We start from the raw sequence: 18,291 nt of genomic DNA, 5'->3' as shown, positions 1-18,291 counted from the left end.
CTTTGTATTGCAAAATATAATATCATGAAAAAACTATACTTAATTCTTGCCTTATGCATAGGCTGTCTGAGTGCGATAAATGCCCAGTCATTCACCAAAGCTGAAGTGAAGCAATCCATGCGTCGGGTAGCCGACTGGCAAATTGGTCATTACAACAAAGCGATCTATGGTGATCTTAATTGGGTGAATGCAACGTTCTATCTGGGGCTTGTCCATTGGGCTGGCATAGCCGAGCAGGTCGACAAGGATGATTCATATTATAGATGGTTATTGCGCCTTGGTGGTCGTAACTACTGGCAGGTAGACCAAAGAATGTATCATGCGGACGACATTTGCATTTCACAGGCTTATCTGTATTTGTACGAGAAATATAAACGGAAAAATATGCTTGTCCCGACATTGGCACGTACGGAATGGGTGATTGCGAATCCGCCTTCCGGTTCGTTCGAATTGAATTATAGTGATGCCAGTACATTGGAACATTGGACATGGTGTGATGCTCTTTTCATGGCACCGCCTGTCTACTTGAAACTGTATAATATCACAGGTGACAAGAAATTCATCCGTTTTATGGATAAGGAGTACAAAGCCACTTACGACTATCTATTCGATAAAGAAGAAGACCTCTTCTTCCGCGACCATCATTATTTTGCGAAGAAGGAAGCCAATGGAACCAAAGTGTTCTGGGGACGTGGCAACGGCTGGGTACTCGGAGGGCTTGTGGAAATGCTACGCGAACTTCCCGCCAAGAGCAAATACCGTCCGTTCTATCAGGACTTGTTCCAAAGGTTATGCCGTCGTATTGCCCCTTTACAAAATAGCGACGGATTCTGGCACGCAAGCCTGCTTGATCCTGCTTCTTATCCTTCTCCCGAAACGAGTTGCAGCGGTTTCTTTGTCTATGCCCTGGCCTATGGAATCAACGAAGGGCTTCTGCCTAAAGAAGAATTCCTGCCTGTAGTAGAAAAAGGATGGCAAGCTCTGGAATCAGCAGTGAATGAAGACGGAAAGCTGGGATACGTACAACCTATCGGTGCCGATCCCAAAAAAGTAACCCGCAATATGACGGAAGTATACGGCCCGGGCGCTTTCCTGCTAGCCGGAACGGAAATCTATCGTATGGCACAGGATGCACCGAAGCAAAATGCGAATATCTCCCAAAGCCGCATCCGGGAAATCGCTGCCATGCTGCCCGATAAACCGAAAGGAATGAGTGTTTCTTACAAAGACCGTACTTTCTGGAATAAGATAAAAGAAAGTAATGAAGCCGAGAAGCTATTGGCAGAAGAAGCTCCCGCATTACTGAAGAAAGGCATGCCCCCTTTTGTTGATTCGCTATATCTCCATCTGAATAAAACGAATATCCGTCTGCCGGGAGAAAACATGATGAATGCCCGCTACGACTACCTGTTCCGATTAACATTAGCCGAATGCCTGGAAAATAAAAGACGCTACATACCCGCTATTGAAAAGGCTCTGATTGCTCTTTGCAATCAAAACTCCTGGTCTATCCCGGCGCACGACCGCAATTTGAAAAACTACCATGGGACAGATTATTACGTAGATTTAGTAGTGGCTACCGCCGGAAACGGTATCGCTCAATGCGTTGCTATGCTTGACGACCGCTTGTCACCGGAAGTAAGAGCCCGCGTACAATGCGCTTTTCGTGAAAAAATATTCCGTCCGATATACCGTTGTCTGGAAGAGACAAAACCATTCTGGTGGTTTACGGCTACCAACAACTGGAATTCAGTCTGCCTGGCCGGTGTTACAGGTGCCGCCCTTACCTTGTTGACGGACAAGGAAGAACGTGCTTATTTTGTTGCCGCAGCCGAAAAATACAATGTGTACGGTATGAAAGGATATGCTGACGACGGCTATTGTAGCGAAGGTGTCGGCTACTATAATTATGGTTTTCGCGCTTATATCTTGTTGCGTGAGGAAGTATGCCGTGCTACACAAGGCAAAATAGACTTTTTCCGTGATCCCAAATTTGTATGTATTGCTCAATACGGAAAGAAGATGCAAATGAATGAGGGAGTATGCCCTGCTTACTCCGACTGTCGTATCGGTTTGTCTCCCGATAAATTCATTCTTGATTACTGCGACCGTGCGCTTGGCATTACTTCTCCGGAAGAAAAATACATTCTTCCCGGAAGTAATAACTTATCTCTTTATCTTATAGAGCTATTCCCTGGGCAAGTATGGAAAGTAGAAATGACAGACGAGATTCGCCAGGCATTAAAGGAAGACTCTGATCCTCTGCGTGCTTATTACGAGAAGGCAGGAATCCTGATATCCCGTCCTGCAAAGGGAAGCTCATGTTCTATGGCTATCTCGGCTAAAGGTGGTAACAATGCCGAGAATCACAATCATAATGATATCGGTTCCTATGCCGTTGCTTTAGGAAAGAGTACTATAACTGGCGAACAGGGCGGTCCTTATTCTTATCCCGGTGATTATTTCAGTGCAGATGCTCCTGAAAAATATAAGATAAAAGGTTCATTCGGCCATCCGGTTCCCGTAGTGGACGGAGTGACACAATCTGCCGGTGCTAATGCCAAAGGTATTGTCCTCAAGAAAGAATTTACAAACGAGAAAGATTTATTTAGTATCGACTATACTTCAGCTTATTCTACCCCCAATCTGAATAAACTGATCCGTACTTTTGTCTATAACCGTCAAGGTGAAGGCAACTTTACTGTTGGTGATGAATTTACGGCAAAAGCACCTGTCCGATTCGAAACAGCTATAACAACACGAGCCAACTGGAAAGTGCTGGACGATAAGCACCTTATCCTGACTACTGATACCGAGCAGATGATTGTAAATATAGAAGCATCCGGCAAAGTTTCTTTTACTTCTGAAACCATTGAAGTGAATTCTCCGGCTTATACTCGTATAGGTATTGCATTGAAAGAACAATCGAAGGATGGATATATCCGGTTGAAGATGTATACGAAACGGCTGTGACCATGAGGGTGCTATGAAAAAGCACTATAATATGATCTTATGATTTAATAAGGAGGAAGCATATGAATACAGATTTTGCTTATAATAGCCTGATAACTGCTAGACTGAATGATGAATACATCTTTGAATATCAGAAATCAGTTAATATATTGATACGTATAATTCTATCTCCTGTCACTTTTAGTCACAAATTGGTAGCTGAAGAATGGAAGCAGCTATTTACCCTAATGGATATCCTTTATGGAGATGCGTTGGAAATTTGGTTGGCTAAACATGATTGCTTGTCTGAAGAGGAAACAGCTCTTTGTTATTTCTGTTATATAGGAGTAAAACATAAAAATCAGGCTGTTTTCTTTGGTGTTTCGTCGCAAAGTCTGAGTAAACGTAAGCAACGCTTGAGAGACAAACTGATGATTCCACAAGGGATAGCTTTCAAAGATGTCGTCAAAGTATGATTACGTAACCTGCAACATTTTTGTATTAGTTTTAAATTATATAAGGGGGAATACAAAAATGTTGCATCGTTTATAATCAGATACTTAAGTAGTAAAATTGGACTGTTTTTTAATAAGTTTACAAAAAACGACTATATGTTTTAGACTTTTCTGGGAGAAAAAGTGCATTTTTATTGTAATGTTTTGATATTCAAATAACTAATGGCGATTTTTCTATCTGCTTTTGACTACTGGATTGCACTTGTGTAAATGCTCTGTTACACTTGTCCTTTCGTTCGGTTGCACTTGTGCAATTAGTTTATCGTTCAACTGTGTCCGGTTAATAGTATTAGAAGAAGTAATTAACAGAATAAGATGAATCGTTTAAGTCGTCTAATAGAATTCCATAATTCTTCCGTATGATTGATGAAAAGGATACTTTGATTTAGTTCGGCTAACCGCATATTTTTTTGGGAGTATTCTAGCAATGTAATTGTTTTATCATATTAAGGATAATAGTAACATTGATGAATTAAATTATTAGAACTGTATGGATAATATAATAACTATATCGGACAATGACGACCGTGAGTTTTGGTGTCGCATTCTTTACCGGATTGCTGTTCCGGTACTTAGCAATATGAGTAAAGGTATGCTAAGGAAGAATATGTCGGTAGAATATAGCCATATTTGGGACGGACGAAATAAGCAAGTCGCCTATATGGAATGTTTTGGCAGACTGATGGCTGGTTTGGCTCCTTGGTTATCGTTGGATGATGACAATACTTCTGAGTCGGAGCTGCGGCAGGAACTGAAGGGTTGGGCTCTCCAGAGCTATGCAAATGCTGTGGACCCTGATAATCCTGATTGTCTGCTTTGGGAAGGAGAACTGCAACCCTTGGTTGATGCTGCTTATCTTGCGCATAGTTTCTTGCGTGGATATGAACGACTGTGGCTTCCTCTAGCGCCACGAACAAAACAGCATTACATTGAGCGGTTCAAAAGGTTACGCCAGATAACTCCGCCTTATAACAATTGGCTGATGTTTCCCGCTATTATAGAGACATTTTTGCTTGTAGCTGGTGAAGCATATGACCTATATCGGATCACTCTCGCTGTGAACAAGATGGAAGAGTGGTATGTGGGAGATGGTTGGTATTCGGATGGTGCTCATTTTGCTTTTGATTATTATAGTAGTTATGTAATACATCCTATGTATGTGGAATGTCTGGAAACGTTAACCGAATTCTTAAGTCCATCCTATCGTTTTTTGTATGAGAAGGCATTGAAAAGAATGCAACGTTACGGGTGTATCCTTGAACGCTTGATTTCGCCTGAAGGATATTTTCCGATCGTAGGGCGGTCTGCTACTTATCGTACGGCTGTATTTCAACCATTGGCAATGTTAGCTTTAAACGAAGAACTTCCACAATCCTTACCCTGTGGACAAGTACGGGCGGCACTTACTGCTGTCTTCAAAAAAATGTTTGACGGTACGCAGAACTTTACTCCTGAGGAATATTTGACATTAGGTGTAAATGGTTATCAACCCCATATCGTAGACTACTATACGAATACAGGTAGTCTTTATATTACTAGTCTTAGTTTTCTACCGCTAGGACTTTCTGCTTCTCATTCATTTTGGACTTCTCCGGCAGAGCCATGGACCTCACAAAAAGTATGGTCGGGAGTGGATACCGGAATTGACAGGAAACTTATTTAACTGTTTTAATATTGGATTCTGATGGAAGATGCAATAATTCCTAGTGATACTTTGCTAGTATCAGTCGTTATTCCCTGTTATAATTCTGCCGAGCTTCTGAGAACGCTCGAGAGTGTATGCAAGCAAAGTCATACGCATTGGGAAGCAATCTGTGTGGATGACGGCTCGGATATGGAGCTTTTCCCAATAATCAAGGCATTAGGTGATCCCCGCATATCTTATTACCGCCTGACAGAACACACCAATGCCAATGTGGCTCGCAATTATGGTATTCTTCACAGTCAGGGGGCATATATCGCCATGCTTGATTCGGATGACGAATGGTTGGAAAGTCACTTAGAGGATTCTCTTCGTGTTTTATCGGAAGGACAAACTGATTGTGTGTATAGCAGCTTGATTCTTAGAGGAAAAATGGATTCGGTTTTTACTACCCGCTCGGTAAATGAGGGTGAAACAATGATTGATTTTCTGCTTTCCACGGGATATGGAGCGCAGACTTCTACGCTTGTAATGACTGCTTCAAGTGCGAAAGAGATTCTTTGGGATGAGGAACTTTATCGGCATCAGGATTACGACTTCGTGGTCAGGTATAGTCGGAAGTACAGGATGTCCCCGAAGATTACTCCTACAGTGATTTATTATTGCTCTAACACTTCCCGTACAATTGACTTCGATTCGTGCATCCGTTTTATACGTTCGATAGAGGATGAGATAACAGACCGGATTTATATGAATTATCATAAGCATATGTTGAGGCTTGCTGTTACCTGCAATGCACAGGAGAAAGTAATAAACCATTATCGTAGAGCAGTGACACACTATGAATATTTGCTTCCATTTTATGATTATCTGTTGATATTGAAACCTCAAAGTAAGTTCCAAGCATGGGTATTGAAGATGAAGTATATTTGGGGAGTACTTATGGTGAGGATCGGATAAAAGACTGAATTGTCTCTTTATTTTTAACTACTCCTTTTTAGCGTGTCCATCGAGTGCTTGATTGTAACGCCTAATGTGTTGATTATTAGTGAGAAAAAAGTCTAAAAATGTCCATCGCGATTTTTGGATACAAATTGACGATTTCGTAACTTTGAAACAAGGGTTATGTACAATATTATGAAATACAAAATGATATGCTGATTTTATTTTGGACAAAAATTCTCCGTACAAAATTCTCTATTTATGATCAACTGAGAATGGATGAGCTATCGCAAATTTTACCTTGCGATATACAAATCACGTATGATCGGGATAAAATGTCGGTTGCTGATGTAGTGGTGTTCAATCTTCCTTTTTTATATCGTGAACTGGAAGGTGACCTTGAGAAACCGGAGCACCAGATTTGGGTGGCGTGGAGTTATGAAAGTGAGGTTAATTATCCTTGGATGCTTTCCGACGAATTAAAAGATATATTTGATCTTTGGATGACTTATCATTTGGATTCGGATATTGTGTTACCATATTATGATTATACTTTCAAAGAAAAACTGCTCACTCCGTCTTGTGAAAAGACTAAAGATGTGTGTATGTTTATATCCAGTCCCGTAAATAATAGTCATCGGTTGGAATATATTTCAGAATTAATGGAATACTTACCTATTGATTCTTATGGCAGCTGGAGAAGGAATTGTGTATTGGATGAAGATAAAGGTTATATTACCAAACTTGATATAATAAAACAATATAAGTTTACTATTGCATTTGAAAATGCAATAAGTAAAGATTATGTGACAGAGAAGTTCTTTGAACCGCTTATTGCTGGTTCTGTTCCTATTTATCTTGGCGCTCCTAATATTGAGATGTTTTCTCCGGGAGAACGTACTTTTATAGATGTCAGAGATTATGGCTCTCCAAAAAGATTAGCTGATGATATAATGAAGTATTGTCAAGGTATAGCAGAATATGATACATTTTTGGAATGGAAGAAGAAACCATTAAGGGCTGAGTTGAAAAGGTTAATTGAAGAACAACAAGTTCATGCTTTTATAAAAATGATAATGTTGGCGAAAAATAAGATTGAATTGTTGAATTTGTAAATCAATGTTAGCATAATATGACTCTCTTTTTAAAGAAACATACAAATAATTTGGTATCAATCCTTTCTTTACTAAATGTAAAGCATACAGATAAATATACGAATGCATATTTTAATGAACATCCGTATAAATATAGCTTATTTGGATTGTCTAAAATGCTCAACCATTATAGTGTATATAATAAAGGAATAGAAGTTACAAATAAAGAAGATGTTTATTTCTTAGAAGTTCCTTTCATAGCTCATATAGGTAATGATTTTGTTACAGTCAAATATATTTCTAATGAAAATATTACTTATTACTGGCATCAAAAGAAACTAACCATACCTGTTAAAGACTTCTTTGATATTTGGTCTGGAGTTATACTTGTGACCGAAGCTAATACAACATCGGTTGAACCAGATTATAAGCAACACAGAAAAGAAGAATTGGCTATATCTATTCCAAAAATATTGCTCATTTTGGCTGGAATAACTTTGATTGCAATTGGATTTTATCAAAATCAATTTCTCCATACTTGGGGCTCGATTTTACTACTTATATTGAATTTATTAGGGATATATATCAGTTGTCTTTTAGTGCAAAAGCAAATTAGTATCCATAGTAGTATTGCAGATAAAATATGTTCTCTATTTTTCAAGAGTGACTGTAATGATGTACTGAGTTCTTCCGCTGCAAAGTTTTTAGGTGTCATAGGATGGAGCGAATTGGGATTAGGCTATTTCTTATCTAATACATTTCTTTTACTTTTTACTCCCAAGCTATTATCTTATTGGGTGCTTTTAAATATGTTGGGGGTATTCTATAGTTTTTGGAGTGTATGGTATCAAAAGTTCAGGGCTAAGGCATGGTGTCCTTTGTGTTTAATTGTACAACTAATATTTTGGCTCTTGTTTATAACTAGTTTGCTGTCCAGATTGGTTCAACTGCCGGAATTTACTATTTTAGATATTTTGTCGATGACTTTGATTTATGGCGTTCCTTTTTTACTGATACATCTTTTATTGCCAAATTTGATAGCAAGTAAGAAATTGACAAAGATCACTCAGCAATTCAATAATTTGAAGATGAATGACAAAGTCTTTGCAAGCATGTTAAAAGAGCAGACTTTTTATGAGATATCTAAAGATATGCCCACTATTATATTTGGCAATCCAGATGCGCAAAATACAATCACGGTTTTCTCGAATCCGCATTGTGGACCTTGTGCAAGAATGCATAGCAAAATTGAGAAGTTATTAGAAGATACAAATAATCAATTTAGAATACAATATATACTATCATCATTCAATAGTACACTAATTTCTAGCTGTGAGTTTTTTCTCTATATAAATAAAATCTATACAGGGAGAGAAAGGAATAAAATATATAATGAATGGTTTGAGAAAGGAAAATATAACAAAGAGGATTTCTTTAAAAGATATTCTTTTACCATTGAGGAAAATATAATAAGCGAAGAATATCAGAAACATATAGATTGGAAAGGGAAGACAAAACTACGAGCAACACCTACAGTCATTTTTGATGGTTATGAATTGCCTGAGATGTTTTTCCAACAGATAGAAAAACTTGCATTTTTTACAGATTTAGAGATCGATCCTAAATAATTCTTGCTAAAGTTGCAGGGCAAGTAAAATAAATCTGTAATATCATTAAAATATTGATAACATGAAGAAACTTAGTAAACTGAATCTTAAAGATTTTCGTGAGATGAGTGATTTTGAGATGAAACATGTGTTAGGTGGTTTTGGCTCTTTTGAAGAGGGAGGAACTGGTAATGTCGATGGTGGTTCTGGAGAAATTACACATCAATGCGACTTAAAGTGCACTAATGGCGAGTCGTTTAAAGCTTATGATTGTGATGAAGCTAGTTCAGCTAGTGCATGTGAATACTATGGTGGAAATGTAGAAAGTTGTAATTGTCCAAAGTAATCACAAATAGGTTAAGGGCTGACTAAGAGGATGAAAAGAAAATTTCACTTTTTTACAGATATATGTAAAGAATGTATGTAAGAAGTTCTTTCTTTCAGTCAGGCTATTCATTAATTTACTTTTAAAATAAAAAACATGAGAATGCCTATTTTTTGTAGTCTATTTTTCGTGATTCTGCCACTCTTTTCTCAAAACGGCGAGAAAATCCAACTTATCGGCTCCATTGAAAGTCCTGATATAAAAGAATTATCAATAATGCATTTTACAAATCCGTTTAAAGATAGTGAATTTAATAATTCTTTTTTCAAAGATATGTCTATAAAAGGTAATCTCTGCATAGAAGAGATTGAAAGTAAGATACCTCGAGTAGCTTTATTAGCAGCTCCTGGAAATCGAGGAATGGCGTTATTTATGACTCCCGGTGATTCTGTATCATTTGTTGCAAAAAGAAATAAAGAAGGAAGAGTGTTTTTTGAGTTTTCTGGGAAAAATGCTTCTCATTATAACTATTCTTTTCAAAAAGATAGAGTAGTACGAAATTGGCCAAAACTTTATCGAAAAGGGGATGATATATTACTTCATAAACAAACAGCTAAAAAATATAGAGATGATCAACTAGATTTTTTGAAAGATTATAGTCGTCAATATTCGGTTTCAGATGAATTCTATGATTATGCCGAAGCATCTATAAACAATAGATATATTTATGATCTTTATTACCCTGAGGCCAGCAAGCAAATATTAAATAAAGATATACCTAATGGCTATTTTGATGAAAACTTGCGTGTCACTAATAGCTTATCAAATCTGTATATTACTGCATTATGGTATTTGAATATGTATAATTATAGTGAGGATATTTATAATAACTTTGATACAGTCTATAGTCATATTATAAATGATTTTGAAGGGAATGAAAGGGATTACCTTATGAGTGCAATGATCGGTCTTTTTGTTTCCAGCAACAGTCAGTCATATAGCAAACAATTGCTAAATGCTATTGAGATGGCTCCACAATATACACAAAATGAGGAATGCTTGAAGTATATCGAAAAAGCAAAAATGTTTTATACTTTGTTAGGTCGACCAATACCTGAGAATATTCTAGAAAGTACTTATCTAATAGAATATAATACTAAAAGTAAAGTGGCATTGAAAGAAGTTCTGCAAAAACATGAAGGAAAAGCTGTATATATAGATTTCTGGGCGTCGTGGTGCGGCCCCTGTAAAAAGGATATATTAGAATCGGGAGAGGCAAAAGCCTACTTGAAAAAAAAGAATATTGTGTATTTATATATTGGGCGTAAAGAGGAACTTAAGAATTGGGCTAATGCTTCGGAAAAATATGATATTACTGAAAATCAATATATGGAGATACATTCCGGAAAATCTCCTTTGGGAGAGTATTTTAAAATAAATTCAATTCCCAGATATATTTTGTTGGACAAAGAACATAAGGTGGTAAATGCTAAAGCACCACGTCCTATACCGACGCAGCATCATGATTTAGCTAAAGAGATCAATAGTCTGACTTTGTTTAGTTATTAGGGTGCAAAGTATATTGAATAATATCTTTTTAGAATTCACGTTAAATAACTTTTGCTAAAGTTGTAGGGCAAGTAAAATGAATCTGCGACATCATTTAAAATATTGATAACATGAAGAAACTTTGTAAATTGAAACTTAAAGAATTTCGTGAAATGAGCGATTCTGAGATGAAAAATGTGGTAGGAGGTTCTTTTGATCCTTGGGCTGGTGGAGGAACTGGTGATATTGGTGATGGTAGTGGTGATGTTGTGTCTTGCACGGTATCTCTATCATGTGCCCAAGGGTCTATATCATGTTCAAGTTCAATAGGGGACTGTGAGAATGTTTGGGAAGATAACGTAATGGTTGCTATCAGATGTGAAAAATCAACTTATTCATGTAAATAGTTTGAATAATTAATTAAAATCGGAAACTTTTTACTCCAAGAGTTTCTGATTTTAATCTTATTGATAATAGTAAACTATATGAAATTTAGAGCTTTTATCTTATTTTGCATTATGATATTCTGTTCATTCAGCATTTGTGCTGATGAAAATATTCGATCGATTGTACTAAAGTTGGATACTTTGGAACATTATAAAGAATTTCGATACCAATCAATTTGCGTCCCGAGAGCAGTTAAAATATGGAACACTGGCAATTTGGAACCGGATAGCATTCTTTATGAAATGTTGTTGCAGAAGAAAGAAGATATGACTTGCGGGACACCTCCTTTAACAATAAATATATTAGTTGAAAAGAAGGAAAAAAAGATACGAGTATCTGTACTCAAAAGGTTGAATCGCATAGTGGAAAATGATATCATATTGTTGTATCATGTAGATTCATTAAATGTATGGGACAGAAATCTGTCAGTTCCACGTGTAGAGATAAATGTTCCTTTCTGTATTAATAATGCAGTACAAACGGAGTGTGTGGACATTTATTTTATTCCCAGTCGATTGGGAATAAATTTCCATAATGAACAAGTGCAGGCACTTCCTTTGCTTATTTCAATGGAAAGAATCAGAAAAGCTAATTTTGAAGGGTATACCTTTTATTTTGCTAAAGATGATTATGTGAGAACGAATGAAAAGGCTGTCAGAATATATATCAGCAAAGACGGTGTTTTTCATGCAGATGAGTATGTTCACATGAAAGGGACGAGAATAGAAAAAAAAACGGTGTATCATTTGGATGATACGGTGCGAGTGAATGAGCATTTTTACAAGTTGTGCTGTCTGACGGAGGATTGGGAACATTTTTATATGCGTGAAATTATCGACATTGACACTAATCCAGCGGAAAAATTGTTACCAGTTTGCATTATGGAGAAGCTGAATCCTTTTTTTGGTGAGGAGAAGGAATATATGTTGATTGATTTTTGGGGAACATGGTGTAATCCTTGCATAAAAGGGTTACCCGAATTGAGAGCTTTGTATGAATTAGTACGGAATAAATATGTATTTGTCAGTGTTTGTTTTGACGAACCGAATAACTTCGAGAAGGCTAAACAAATCTTTGAAGGCCAGCATATCGAGTGGAAACAAATTTTTGAAGATGTTCGCAAGGGAAGTGATGCCATAACGAGAAGTTTGAAAATAAATACGTTCCCTTCGGTCCTTCTGATAGATCGTAAGGGAAAAATCATGTTTCAGGGAAAAGGGCAGAAAGGTTTTGAGGAGTTAAAGAAATTATTGCTCGAATGATATAGAAAAAGCAACAATTGATGTTAATGATATGTCGTTATTCTGTTGTAGTATAGATTGGAAAGAGTAAATAAGGCTATATGCAACATCGACAGTTTTTTTCAATGGATATGAATTACCTGAAATATTTTTCTAACAGATAGAGAAACTTGCATTTTTTACTGATTTAGAGATCGATCCTAAATAATTCTTGCTAAAGTTGTAGGGCAAGTAAAATGAATCTGCGACATCATTTAAAATATTGATAATATGAAAAAACTTAGTAAACTGAATCTTAAAGATTTTCGTGAGATGAGTGATTCTGAGATGAAAAATGTGGTGGGAGGTTATTATGATGATCCTTTTAGTGGTGGTGGAACTGGTGCTAATGGTGGTGGCTCTGGAAGTGCTATAAGTTGCTCAGACCACACTGAGCCGAGCGCGTGCTTTGGCCCAATGATAGAACTTATTAACGATGAGCCAGTGGCGGGTAAATGTGAATGGAAGATTATACCTGAACTCAAGTATGCTGGCTGTGTATTTGTCGGATAAAGTATAAAGAACTCGACGGAGTCTTGCATTATAATTGTAAGACTCCAAACAAAATCAAATATATGAAAATAATTTTATTAACAATCTGTTTGTCCTGCGTTAGCCTAGTGGCACATGGACAAGAACGAGTATTAAAAGTAACTTTGGAAGGATTAATACCTTATGATACTTTGAAATGCTCGACAGTATCCGAGTACTTTGATAAAATCTATTACTTGGGTAAGTGCCAGACTAGTACAAATAGTTGGCTTTTTCATATTCCTGACACGGTTTTTGAAGAGTCTAGATACATTCGTTTCTTTGCAAATCGAAAGAATACACCAGAAATAAAATATATACGTCCGAGTTTCAGAATTATTACGGAAAGAGACACAACATCCTTTTGGAGTGAACTTTCGTTTTTTGAAAAAACAGATACGCTATCTGTGTATGCACAATTTGTACGTCAAGATACCATAAGAAATAGTATTTACTATGGTACATATGGCACAGACCAAATTGTCATAACTCCAAAGTTTGACCTTAAAAATCCCTCTTTAGAACTTCAACGAGCAATTGTGAATACAAACAATCATTATGCAAAATATAAAGGTGCGCCTTCAAATCAGTTTTATGACATCTTCTGCCGAATGATTTCTCAAGCCCCTAGCTCACATAGTAGTATGCTTTTACTTTATGGCGAGCGTAATACATTTTCTTTAGAACAGCTACTTTCCCTCAGAAATATGTTTGTAGAAGAACAAAAACAAAGTCATTATGGTAGGAAATTGGATGAATACATAAAGCTCCTTATGGATAAATTTCCTGATACAGAACTAACTAATTGTTTGACGAAACAAAAAGAAACAATAGTCGTCAATGAAAATAAGTATACATTACTTGTGTTTTCCGCCTCGTGGTGTGCTCCTTGTCATAAGCTTATTCCTCTATTGAAAGAGCTTTATGAAAAGAAAAAAGAGGTGATGGACATTGTTTATGTGACCCTAGACGAACCGGACCGGTTGTCTGAATGGAATCAACTTGTAAAAAAACAAGAAATCTCATGGCGAACATTGACCGTGGACGGAAAAATTAATGAAATAAGAGATAGATATAAAGTCTTTTCTATACCGTACTCATATCTGATTTATCCGGGAAAGAAAAAAGCCGATAGGCTGGAAATACGAAAAGATGAAGATAAATTGAAAATAGAGAATTTAAATTTGGCTGAATAGTTTGCAGATTTATTGAAGAGGAGTGAAATGATGAACAATATTATACCTTATTCGAATAGACTTCAGTATATTTTAATGCTAAAGTCGAAATTTATGCCAGATATAGGATTGCTGAATGGTAAAACTGGTATTGTTATAGCCTTCGCACATCTATATGAACTCACTCATAATGAGATATATTACGATTATATGTGTGAGTTATTAGATGATGTTTTAGAGCATGTTCATAAAGGGTTGGACATTGGATTTATGTCCGGTCTTTCCGGAATAGGTTGGGGAATAGAATATTTGATCCAAAATCGCTTTGTTGAGGGGCAAGGCATAGAAATATGTGAGGAAATAGATAAAAGAATTATGGCATTTGATCCTCGCAGAATAATTGATTTATCTTTAGACAGTGGCTTGGAAGGATTATTGCATTACGTTTTGATACATATCGGTGGTAGCAATGCGGCAAATAGCCAATTACCTTTTGATGAAATGTATTTTTCAGATTTGTATGATATGGTAAAATCTTTGCTTGCCAATAATAACTCACCATCTTTAACTCAACTAAGTGTCACATACATTGATTGGTATGAAAAAGGATTGATTCCGGATTACCAATTAAATATATTGCAATTTATCTGCTCTTCAATAGAGGAACAGGAGTTACTTAGTGACTTACAACTAGGTGTAAAGGATGGATTATCCGGGCTATTGTTAAAACAATTATTGTTATGAGAAAACAGGTTTATGTGTTTGATGAATACGTTAGTTCACAGAAAAATGGCATAGGCTCTTTTCTAAAGGAGTTTCATTATTGTATGGAACAGCTTGATGTGGATATTTGTATATTGACTTTTAATGCAAATGTGACGGAATTTACCATTCAGACAGGAGAAGATGGCAAGATGGAAAGAATGCTGTTTCCTCCTTTTCCGTTCGGTAACTTTGTTGGTAACGGGGAGATCATTATTAAGTTTTTCAGGCTATATATTCAAGATTCTGTTGATAATATTTTCTTTGTCAATCATTCGCCTTGCGAAAAGTTATTGGCAATATTGAAAAGAGACTACCCATTGTCTAAAGTCATTTTTACTATTCATGATTTAGGGTGGACCTCAAAATGTATGGGGGATGTAGATAAATACAAGCAAATCGTTGAAAAGAAAGAGGTGGAGGAGAAAGAAGCTAAATATGTTTTGAATTATTATGCTAAAGAAGTAAAGATGTATGAATTGGTGGATTTTGTGGTGTGCTTATCTCAGGATACTTATAATCTATTGCAAACTGTCTATTTAGTTGATCCAAAGAAAATTCGTTTAATACCGAATGGATTTGAAAAAGGTGGAGATGATATGCAGAGTTGTAATAAGGAAATATTGAAAGAAGAATTGTTTATACCTGATAATGAGAAAATTATTCTTTATGTGGGAAGACCAACGATGCAAAAGGGGATGCAGGCACTATTGAACGCATTTCATATTGTATTGAGAAATAGTCCAAATGTTCGATTGGTTATTATCGGTTCTGACAATAGCAACAGAATTGAAAATCTAATAAATATTTCTTCAAGTTTTGCTACATATGTGTCATATCTTGGATTAATAAATAAAGAGGAACTGAAAAAGTGGTATTCTATTGCTGATATTGGCGTAATTCCTTCTTATTATGAACAATGCCCGTATGTTGGAATCGAAATGATGATGCATGGGCTTCCTATTGTTGCATCTGATGGATTTGGCGTGCGAAATATGTTTCAAGATGGTGTGAATGCATTAATAGCTCAGATTGGCAAAAGAGATGATTCGGAAGAATTTTCTTATAATTTGGCGAAAGCCATTGAAAAGCTATTGTCCTCAGAGGAGTTAAGGATAAATTTGGGCAGGAATGCACAGGAAATATACCATAATCGTTATAGTGTAAAGCAAATGCTAAAGGGATATGAGGACTTGTTGTCTTCAATGGATTAAATATGTTCTTGATAAATTATTGGATCAATGATTAAATCTTTTCCTCATTACCAGCAACTTGATTCGATGGACTGCGGTCCTTCATGCCTACGCATGATTGCTAAATACTACGGTCGTTGTTATTCTCTGCAAAACTTGAGGGAAAGAAGTTTTATCACCCGGCAAGGGGTCTCTATGTTAGGCATCAGCGATGCTGCCGAGAGTATCGGCATGAGGACGCAAGGAGTACGTATCAGCCTTCAGCAGCTGATTGAAGATGTCCCTTTGCCTTGTATTCTTCATTGGAATCAGAATCATTTCGTGGTATTGTATGACATTAAAAAGAAAGGAAAAGTTTTTTCTAAAATCGCGGAAGACTACACATTCAGCATATCCGATCCTGCCAAAGGAAAGTATCCTATTAGTAAAGCCGGATTTGAGAAATGTTGGATTAGTACCAGAGATGAAGGAAAGGAAGCAGGTTTTGCTCTATTGGTAACTCCTACGCCCGACTTTTACGAACGAATAGACGACGAGGAGCAACAAAAGAGAAATCTTTCTTTCTATCTGCGCTACTTGTTCCCATACAAGTCGCAATTGTTTCAATTGGTGATTGGAATGCTGCTTGGCAGTGTTTTTTCGCTTATTCTTCCTTTTCTGACACAAGCTATGGTTGATCAGGGCATTGGAAACAATAATCTGAACTTTATCACGCTGATATTGGTATCACAACTCGTGTTATCGGTCACTCAAATGGGAGTCGGTTTTATTCAGAGTTGGATTAGTTTGCATATGAATACTCGAATAAGCATTACTCTAATTTCTGACTTTATTGCCAAATTGATGAGATTGCCCATCCGCTTTTTTGATGCCAAAAACATAGGGGATATTATGCAACGGATTGGTGACCACGGGCGTATTCAATCGTTTATGACTGGAACGACATTATCCACTCTTTTCTCCTTTTTCAACTTCTTTATCTTCGCCGGTATCATGGCGTATTATAATCTGACTATATTAATAGTCTTTTTAGTAGGGAATACGTTGTATGTACTGTGGATTCTGTCTTTTATGCGTTACCGCCGCAAATTGGACAATGCCCGCTTCGCGCAGGCTTCAGCCAATCAAAGCAACATGGTACAACTCATCACAGGTATGCAGGAAATCAAACTAAACAACTGTGAGAAACAACAGCGCTGGAAATGGGAATCCATACAAGTGAAACTGTTTAAGATAAGCATCCAGGGAACTGCGTTGGGACAGACTCAACAAGTGGGTTCTATTTTCTTTAGCCAAACGACCTCGCTTCTCATTTCTTTCTTATCGGCAAAGGCTGTAATAGATGGGGATATCACCTTGGGTATGATGATGTCTATCAGTTATATTATCGGGCAATTATCCAGTCCCATCAGTCAGGTAATAAGTTTCAGCCAATCATTGCAAGATGCCAAAATAAGTCTTGAACGGCTCAATGAAATTAATAACAAGGAAGAAGAAATAGGTTCGGTAAATGATAAAATAAATACGTTGCCGGAGAATCGGGATATTACAATGGAGAATGTATGTTTCAGTTATGACGGTGCAGAAAGAGATTATGTACTGGAAAATTTGAATCTCACCATTCCGCATGACAAAGTAACTGCTATTGTAGGTGCCAGTGGTAGTGGCAAAACGACTGTAATCAAACTTTTGCTAGGATTTTATAATCCGGTGAAAGGCGATATAAAGATAGGCAATTACCCGCTTAAAGATATCAATCCGCATTTGTGGAGACAAAATACCGGAGCCGTGATGCAGGAAGGTTTTCTTTTTTCAGACTCTATTGCGAAAAACATTACTATCAGTGAAGAATCGGTAGACATGAAGAAGTTGTCGAACGCTGTAGAGATGGCTAATATCAAAGAATTTATCGAATCTCTTCCGCAGAAGTACAACAGTAAGATCGGTATGGAAGGAAATGGCGTGAGTCAAGGACAGAAGCAACGGCTATTAATAGCCCGCGCCATCTATAAGAACCCGATGTTCCTATTTTTTGACGAAGCCACTAATGCTTTGGATGCCAACAATGAAAAGATTATTCTGGACAATTTGACACAGTTTTATAAAGGCAAAACGGTGGTGGTAGTAGCGCATCGTCTCAGTACAGTTCAGAACGCGGATAATATTGTCGTGATGGAAGCTGGAAAAGTGATTGAGGCAGGAACCCATAAGGAACTTACGGCAAAGAAAGGAGCTTACTACACATTGGTGAAAAATCAGTTGGAACTGGGAGTATAGC

General features: G+C 36.8%; 15 protein-coding genes. All 15 read left to right on the top strand.

The features are described from left to right. Positions 1–24: 24 nt before the first annotated feature. The 15 genes from HC965_RS03240 to HC965_RS03170 all read left to right on the top strand — a co-directional run bounded on the left by HC965_RS03240 (position 25) and on the right by HC965_RS03170 (position 18,290). Positions 25–2,973 carry a glycoside hydrolase family 88 protein gene (locus HC965_RS03240; RefSeq protein ID WP_191030101.1) on the top strand — a complete coding sequence of 983 codons (2,949 nt, stop codon included), beginning with the start codon at positions 25–27 and terminating at the stop codon, positions 2,971–2,973. 62 nt (positions 2,974–3,035) lie between these two features. After that, a complete protein-coding gene (locus HC965_RS03235) occupies positions 3,036–3,428 on the top strand; it encodes a hypothetical protein (RefSeq protein WP_191030100.1) in 393 nt (130 codons plus the stop codon). 529 nt (positions 3,429–3,957) lie between these two features. After that, positions 3,958–5,130, top strand: coding sequence for a DUF2264 domain-containing protein (locus tag HC965_RS03230; protein ID WP_191030099.1), 1,173 nt, complete (start codon positions 3,958–3,960; stop codon positions 5,128–5,130). A gap of 21 nt (positions 5,131–5,151) precedes the next feature. After that, entirely contained in the window at positions 5,152–6,069 is a 918-nt protein-coding gene (locus HC965_RS03225) for a glycosyltransferase family 2 protein (protein WP_191030098.1), read from the top strand. A 194-nt stretch (positions 6,070–6,263) separates the two neighbouring features. Continuing rightward, the gene (locus tag HC965_RS03220; protein ID WP_191030097.1) at positions 6,264–7,166 is read left to right on the top strand and encodes a glycosyltransferase family 10 fucosyltransferase; all 903 of its coding nucleotides are present in this window, start codon (positions 6,264–6,266) and stop codon (positions 7,164–7,166) included. Between the two features lie 50 nt (positions 7,167–7,216). After that, positions 7,217–8,773 (top strand): vitamin K epoxide reductase family protein, encoded by a 1,557-nt coding sequence (locus HC965_RS03215; RefSeq protein WP_191030096.1) that lies wholly within the window; start codon positions 7,217–7,219, stop codon positions 8,771–8,773. A gap of 61 nt (positions 8,774–8,834) precedes the next feature. Further along, the gene (locus tag HC965_RS03210) at positions 8,835–9,098 is read left to right on the top strand and encodes a TIGR04149 family rSAM-modified RiPP (RefSeq protein ID WP_191030095.1); all 264 of its coding nucleotides are present in this window, start codon (positions 8,835–8,837) and stop codon (positions 9,096–9,098) included. A gap of 135 nt (positions 9,099–9,233) precedes the next feature. Then, positions 9,234–10,646: a TlpA family protein disulfide reductase gene (locus HC965_RS03205; protein WP_191030094.1), complete on the top strand. Its 1,413-nt coding sequence runs from the start codon at positions 9,234–9,236 to the stop codon at positions 10,644–10,646. Between the two features lie 110 nt (positions 10,647–10,756). Continuing rightward, complete coding sequence (locus HC965_RS03200; RefSeq protein ID WP_191030093.1) at positions 10,757–11,032, top strand: TIGR04149 family rSAM-modified RiPP; 276 nt, start codon at positions 10,757–10,759, stop codon at positions 11,030–11,032. A gap of 402 nt (positions 11,033–11,434) precedes the next feature. Then, positions 11,435–12,334 carry a TlpA disulfide reductase family protein gene (locus tag HC965_RS26820; RefSeq protein ID WP_191030092.1) on the top strand — a complete coding sequence of 300 codons (900 nt, stop codon included), beginning with the start codon at positions 11,435–11,437 and terminating at the stop codon, positions 12,332–12,334. Positions 12,335–12,583: 249 nt separating this feature from the next. After that, on the top strand, positions 12,584–12,865 hold the full coding sequence (locus HC965_RS03190; RefSeq protein WP_191030091.1) for a TIGR04149 family rSAM-modified RiPP: 282 nt from the start codon (positions 12,584–12,586) through the stop codon (positions 12,863–12,865). A 62-nt stretch (positions 12,866–12,927) separates the two neighbouring features. After that, positions 12,928–14,079, top strand: coding sequence for a thioredoxin family protein (locus HC965_RS03185; protein ID WP_191030090.1), 1,152 nt, complete (start codon positions 12,928–12,930; stop codon positions 14,077–14,079). Between the two features lie 93 nt (positions 14,080–14,172). Continuing rightward, positions 14,173–14,802, top strand: a complete 630-nt coding sequence (locus tag HC965_RS03180; RefSeq protein ID WP_191030089.1) for a lanthionine synthetase LanC family protein — start codon at positions 14,173–14,175, stop codon at positions 14,800–14,802. After that, the gene (locus tag HC965_RS03175; RefSeq protein ID WP_191030088.1) at positions 14,799–16,034 is read left to right on the top strand and encodes a glycosyltransferase; all 1,236 of its coding nucleotides are present in this window, start codon (positions 14,799–14,801) and stop codon (positions 16,032–16,034) included. The genes HC965_RS03180 and HC965_RS03175 overlap by 4 nt, the downstream gene beginning before the upstream one ends. A gap of 27 nt (positions 16,035–16,061) precedes the next feature. Beyond that, entirely contained in the window at positions 16,062–18,290 is a 2,229-nt protein-coding gene (locus HC965_RS03170; RefSeq protein ID WP_191030087.1) for a peptidase domain-containing ABC transporter, read from the top strand. Position 18,291 lies beyond the last annotated feature (1 nt).

The sequence above is a fragment of the Bacteroides sp. GM023 genome, from assembly GCF_014750685.1.
In the GTDB taxonomy this organism is placed as follows: Bacteria; Bacteroidota; Bacteroidia; order Bacteroidales; family Bacteroidaceae; genus Bacteroides.
The sequence above is the reverse complement of the archived record's forward strand: the minus strand, read 5'-3'. Positions and strand labels throughout refer to the sequence as shown.

What these genes read in the sequence shown, in the direction of transcription:
- HC965_RS03240 (WP_191030101.1), top strand. Translation starts at nt 25, where the DNA reads ATGAAAAAACTATACTTAATTCTTGCCTTATGCATAGGCTGTCTGAGT.
- HC965_RS03235 (WP_191030100.1), top strand. Translation starts at nt 3,036, where the DNA reads ATGAATACAGATTTTGCTTATAATAGCCTGATAACTGCTAGACTGAAT.
- HC965_RS03230 (WP_191030099.1), top strand. Translation starts at nt 3,958, where the DNA reads ATGGATAATATAATAACTATATCGGACAATGACGACCGTGAGTTTTGG.
- HC965_RS03225 (WP_191030098.1), top strand. Translation starts at nt 5,152, where the DNA reads ATGGAAGATGCAATAATTCCTAGTGATACTTTGCTAGTATCAGTCGTT.
- HC965_RS03220 (WP_191030097.1), top strand. Translation starts at nt 6,264, where the DNA reads ATGCTGATTTTATTTTGGACAAAAATTCTCCGTACAAAATTCTCTATT.
- HC965_RS03210 (WP_191030095.1), top strand. Translation starts at nt 8,835, where the DNA reads ATGAAGAAACTTAGTAAACTGAATCTTAAAGATTTTCGTGAGATGAGT.
- HC965_RS03205 (WP_191030094.1), top strand. Translation starts at nt 9,234, where the DNA reads ATGAGAATGCCTATTTTTTGTAGTCTATTTTTCGTGATTCTGCCACTC.
- HC965_RS03200 (WP_191030093.1), top strand. Translation starts at nt 10,757, where the DNA reads ATGAAGAAACTTTGTAAATTGAAACTTAAAGAATTTCGTGAAATGAGC.
- HC965_RS03190 (WP_191030091.1), top strand. Translation starts at nt 12,584, where the DNA reads ATGAAAAAACTTAGTAAACTGAATCTTAAAGATTTTCGTGAGATGAGT.
- HC965_RS03185 (WP_191030090.1), top strand. Translation starts at nt 12,928, where the DNA reads ATGAAAATAATTTTATTAACAATCTGTTTGTCCTGCGTTAGCCTAGTG.
- HC965_RS03180 (WP_191030089.1), top strand. Translation starts at nt 14,173, where the DNA reads ATGCCAGATATAGGATTGCTGAATGGTAAAACTGGTATTGTTATAGCC.
- HC965_RS03175 (WP_191030088.1), top strand. Translation starts at nt 14,799, where the DNA reads ATGAGAAAACAGGTTTATGTGTTTGATGAATACGTTAGTTCACAGAAA.
- HC965_RS03170 (WP_191030087.1), top strand. Translation starts at nt 16,062, where the DNA reads ATGATTAAATCTTTTCCTCATTACCAGCAACTTGATTCGATGGACTGC.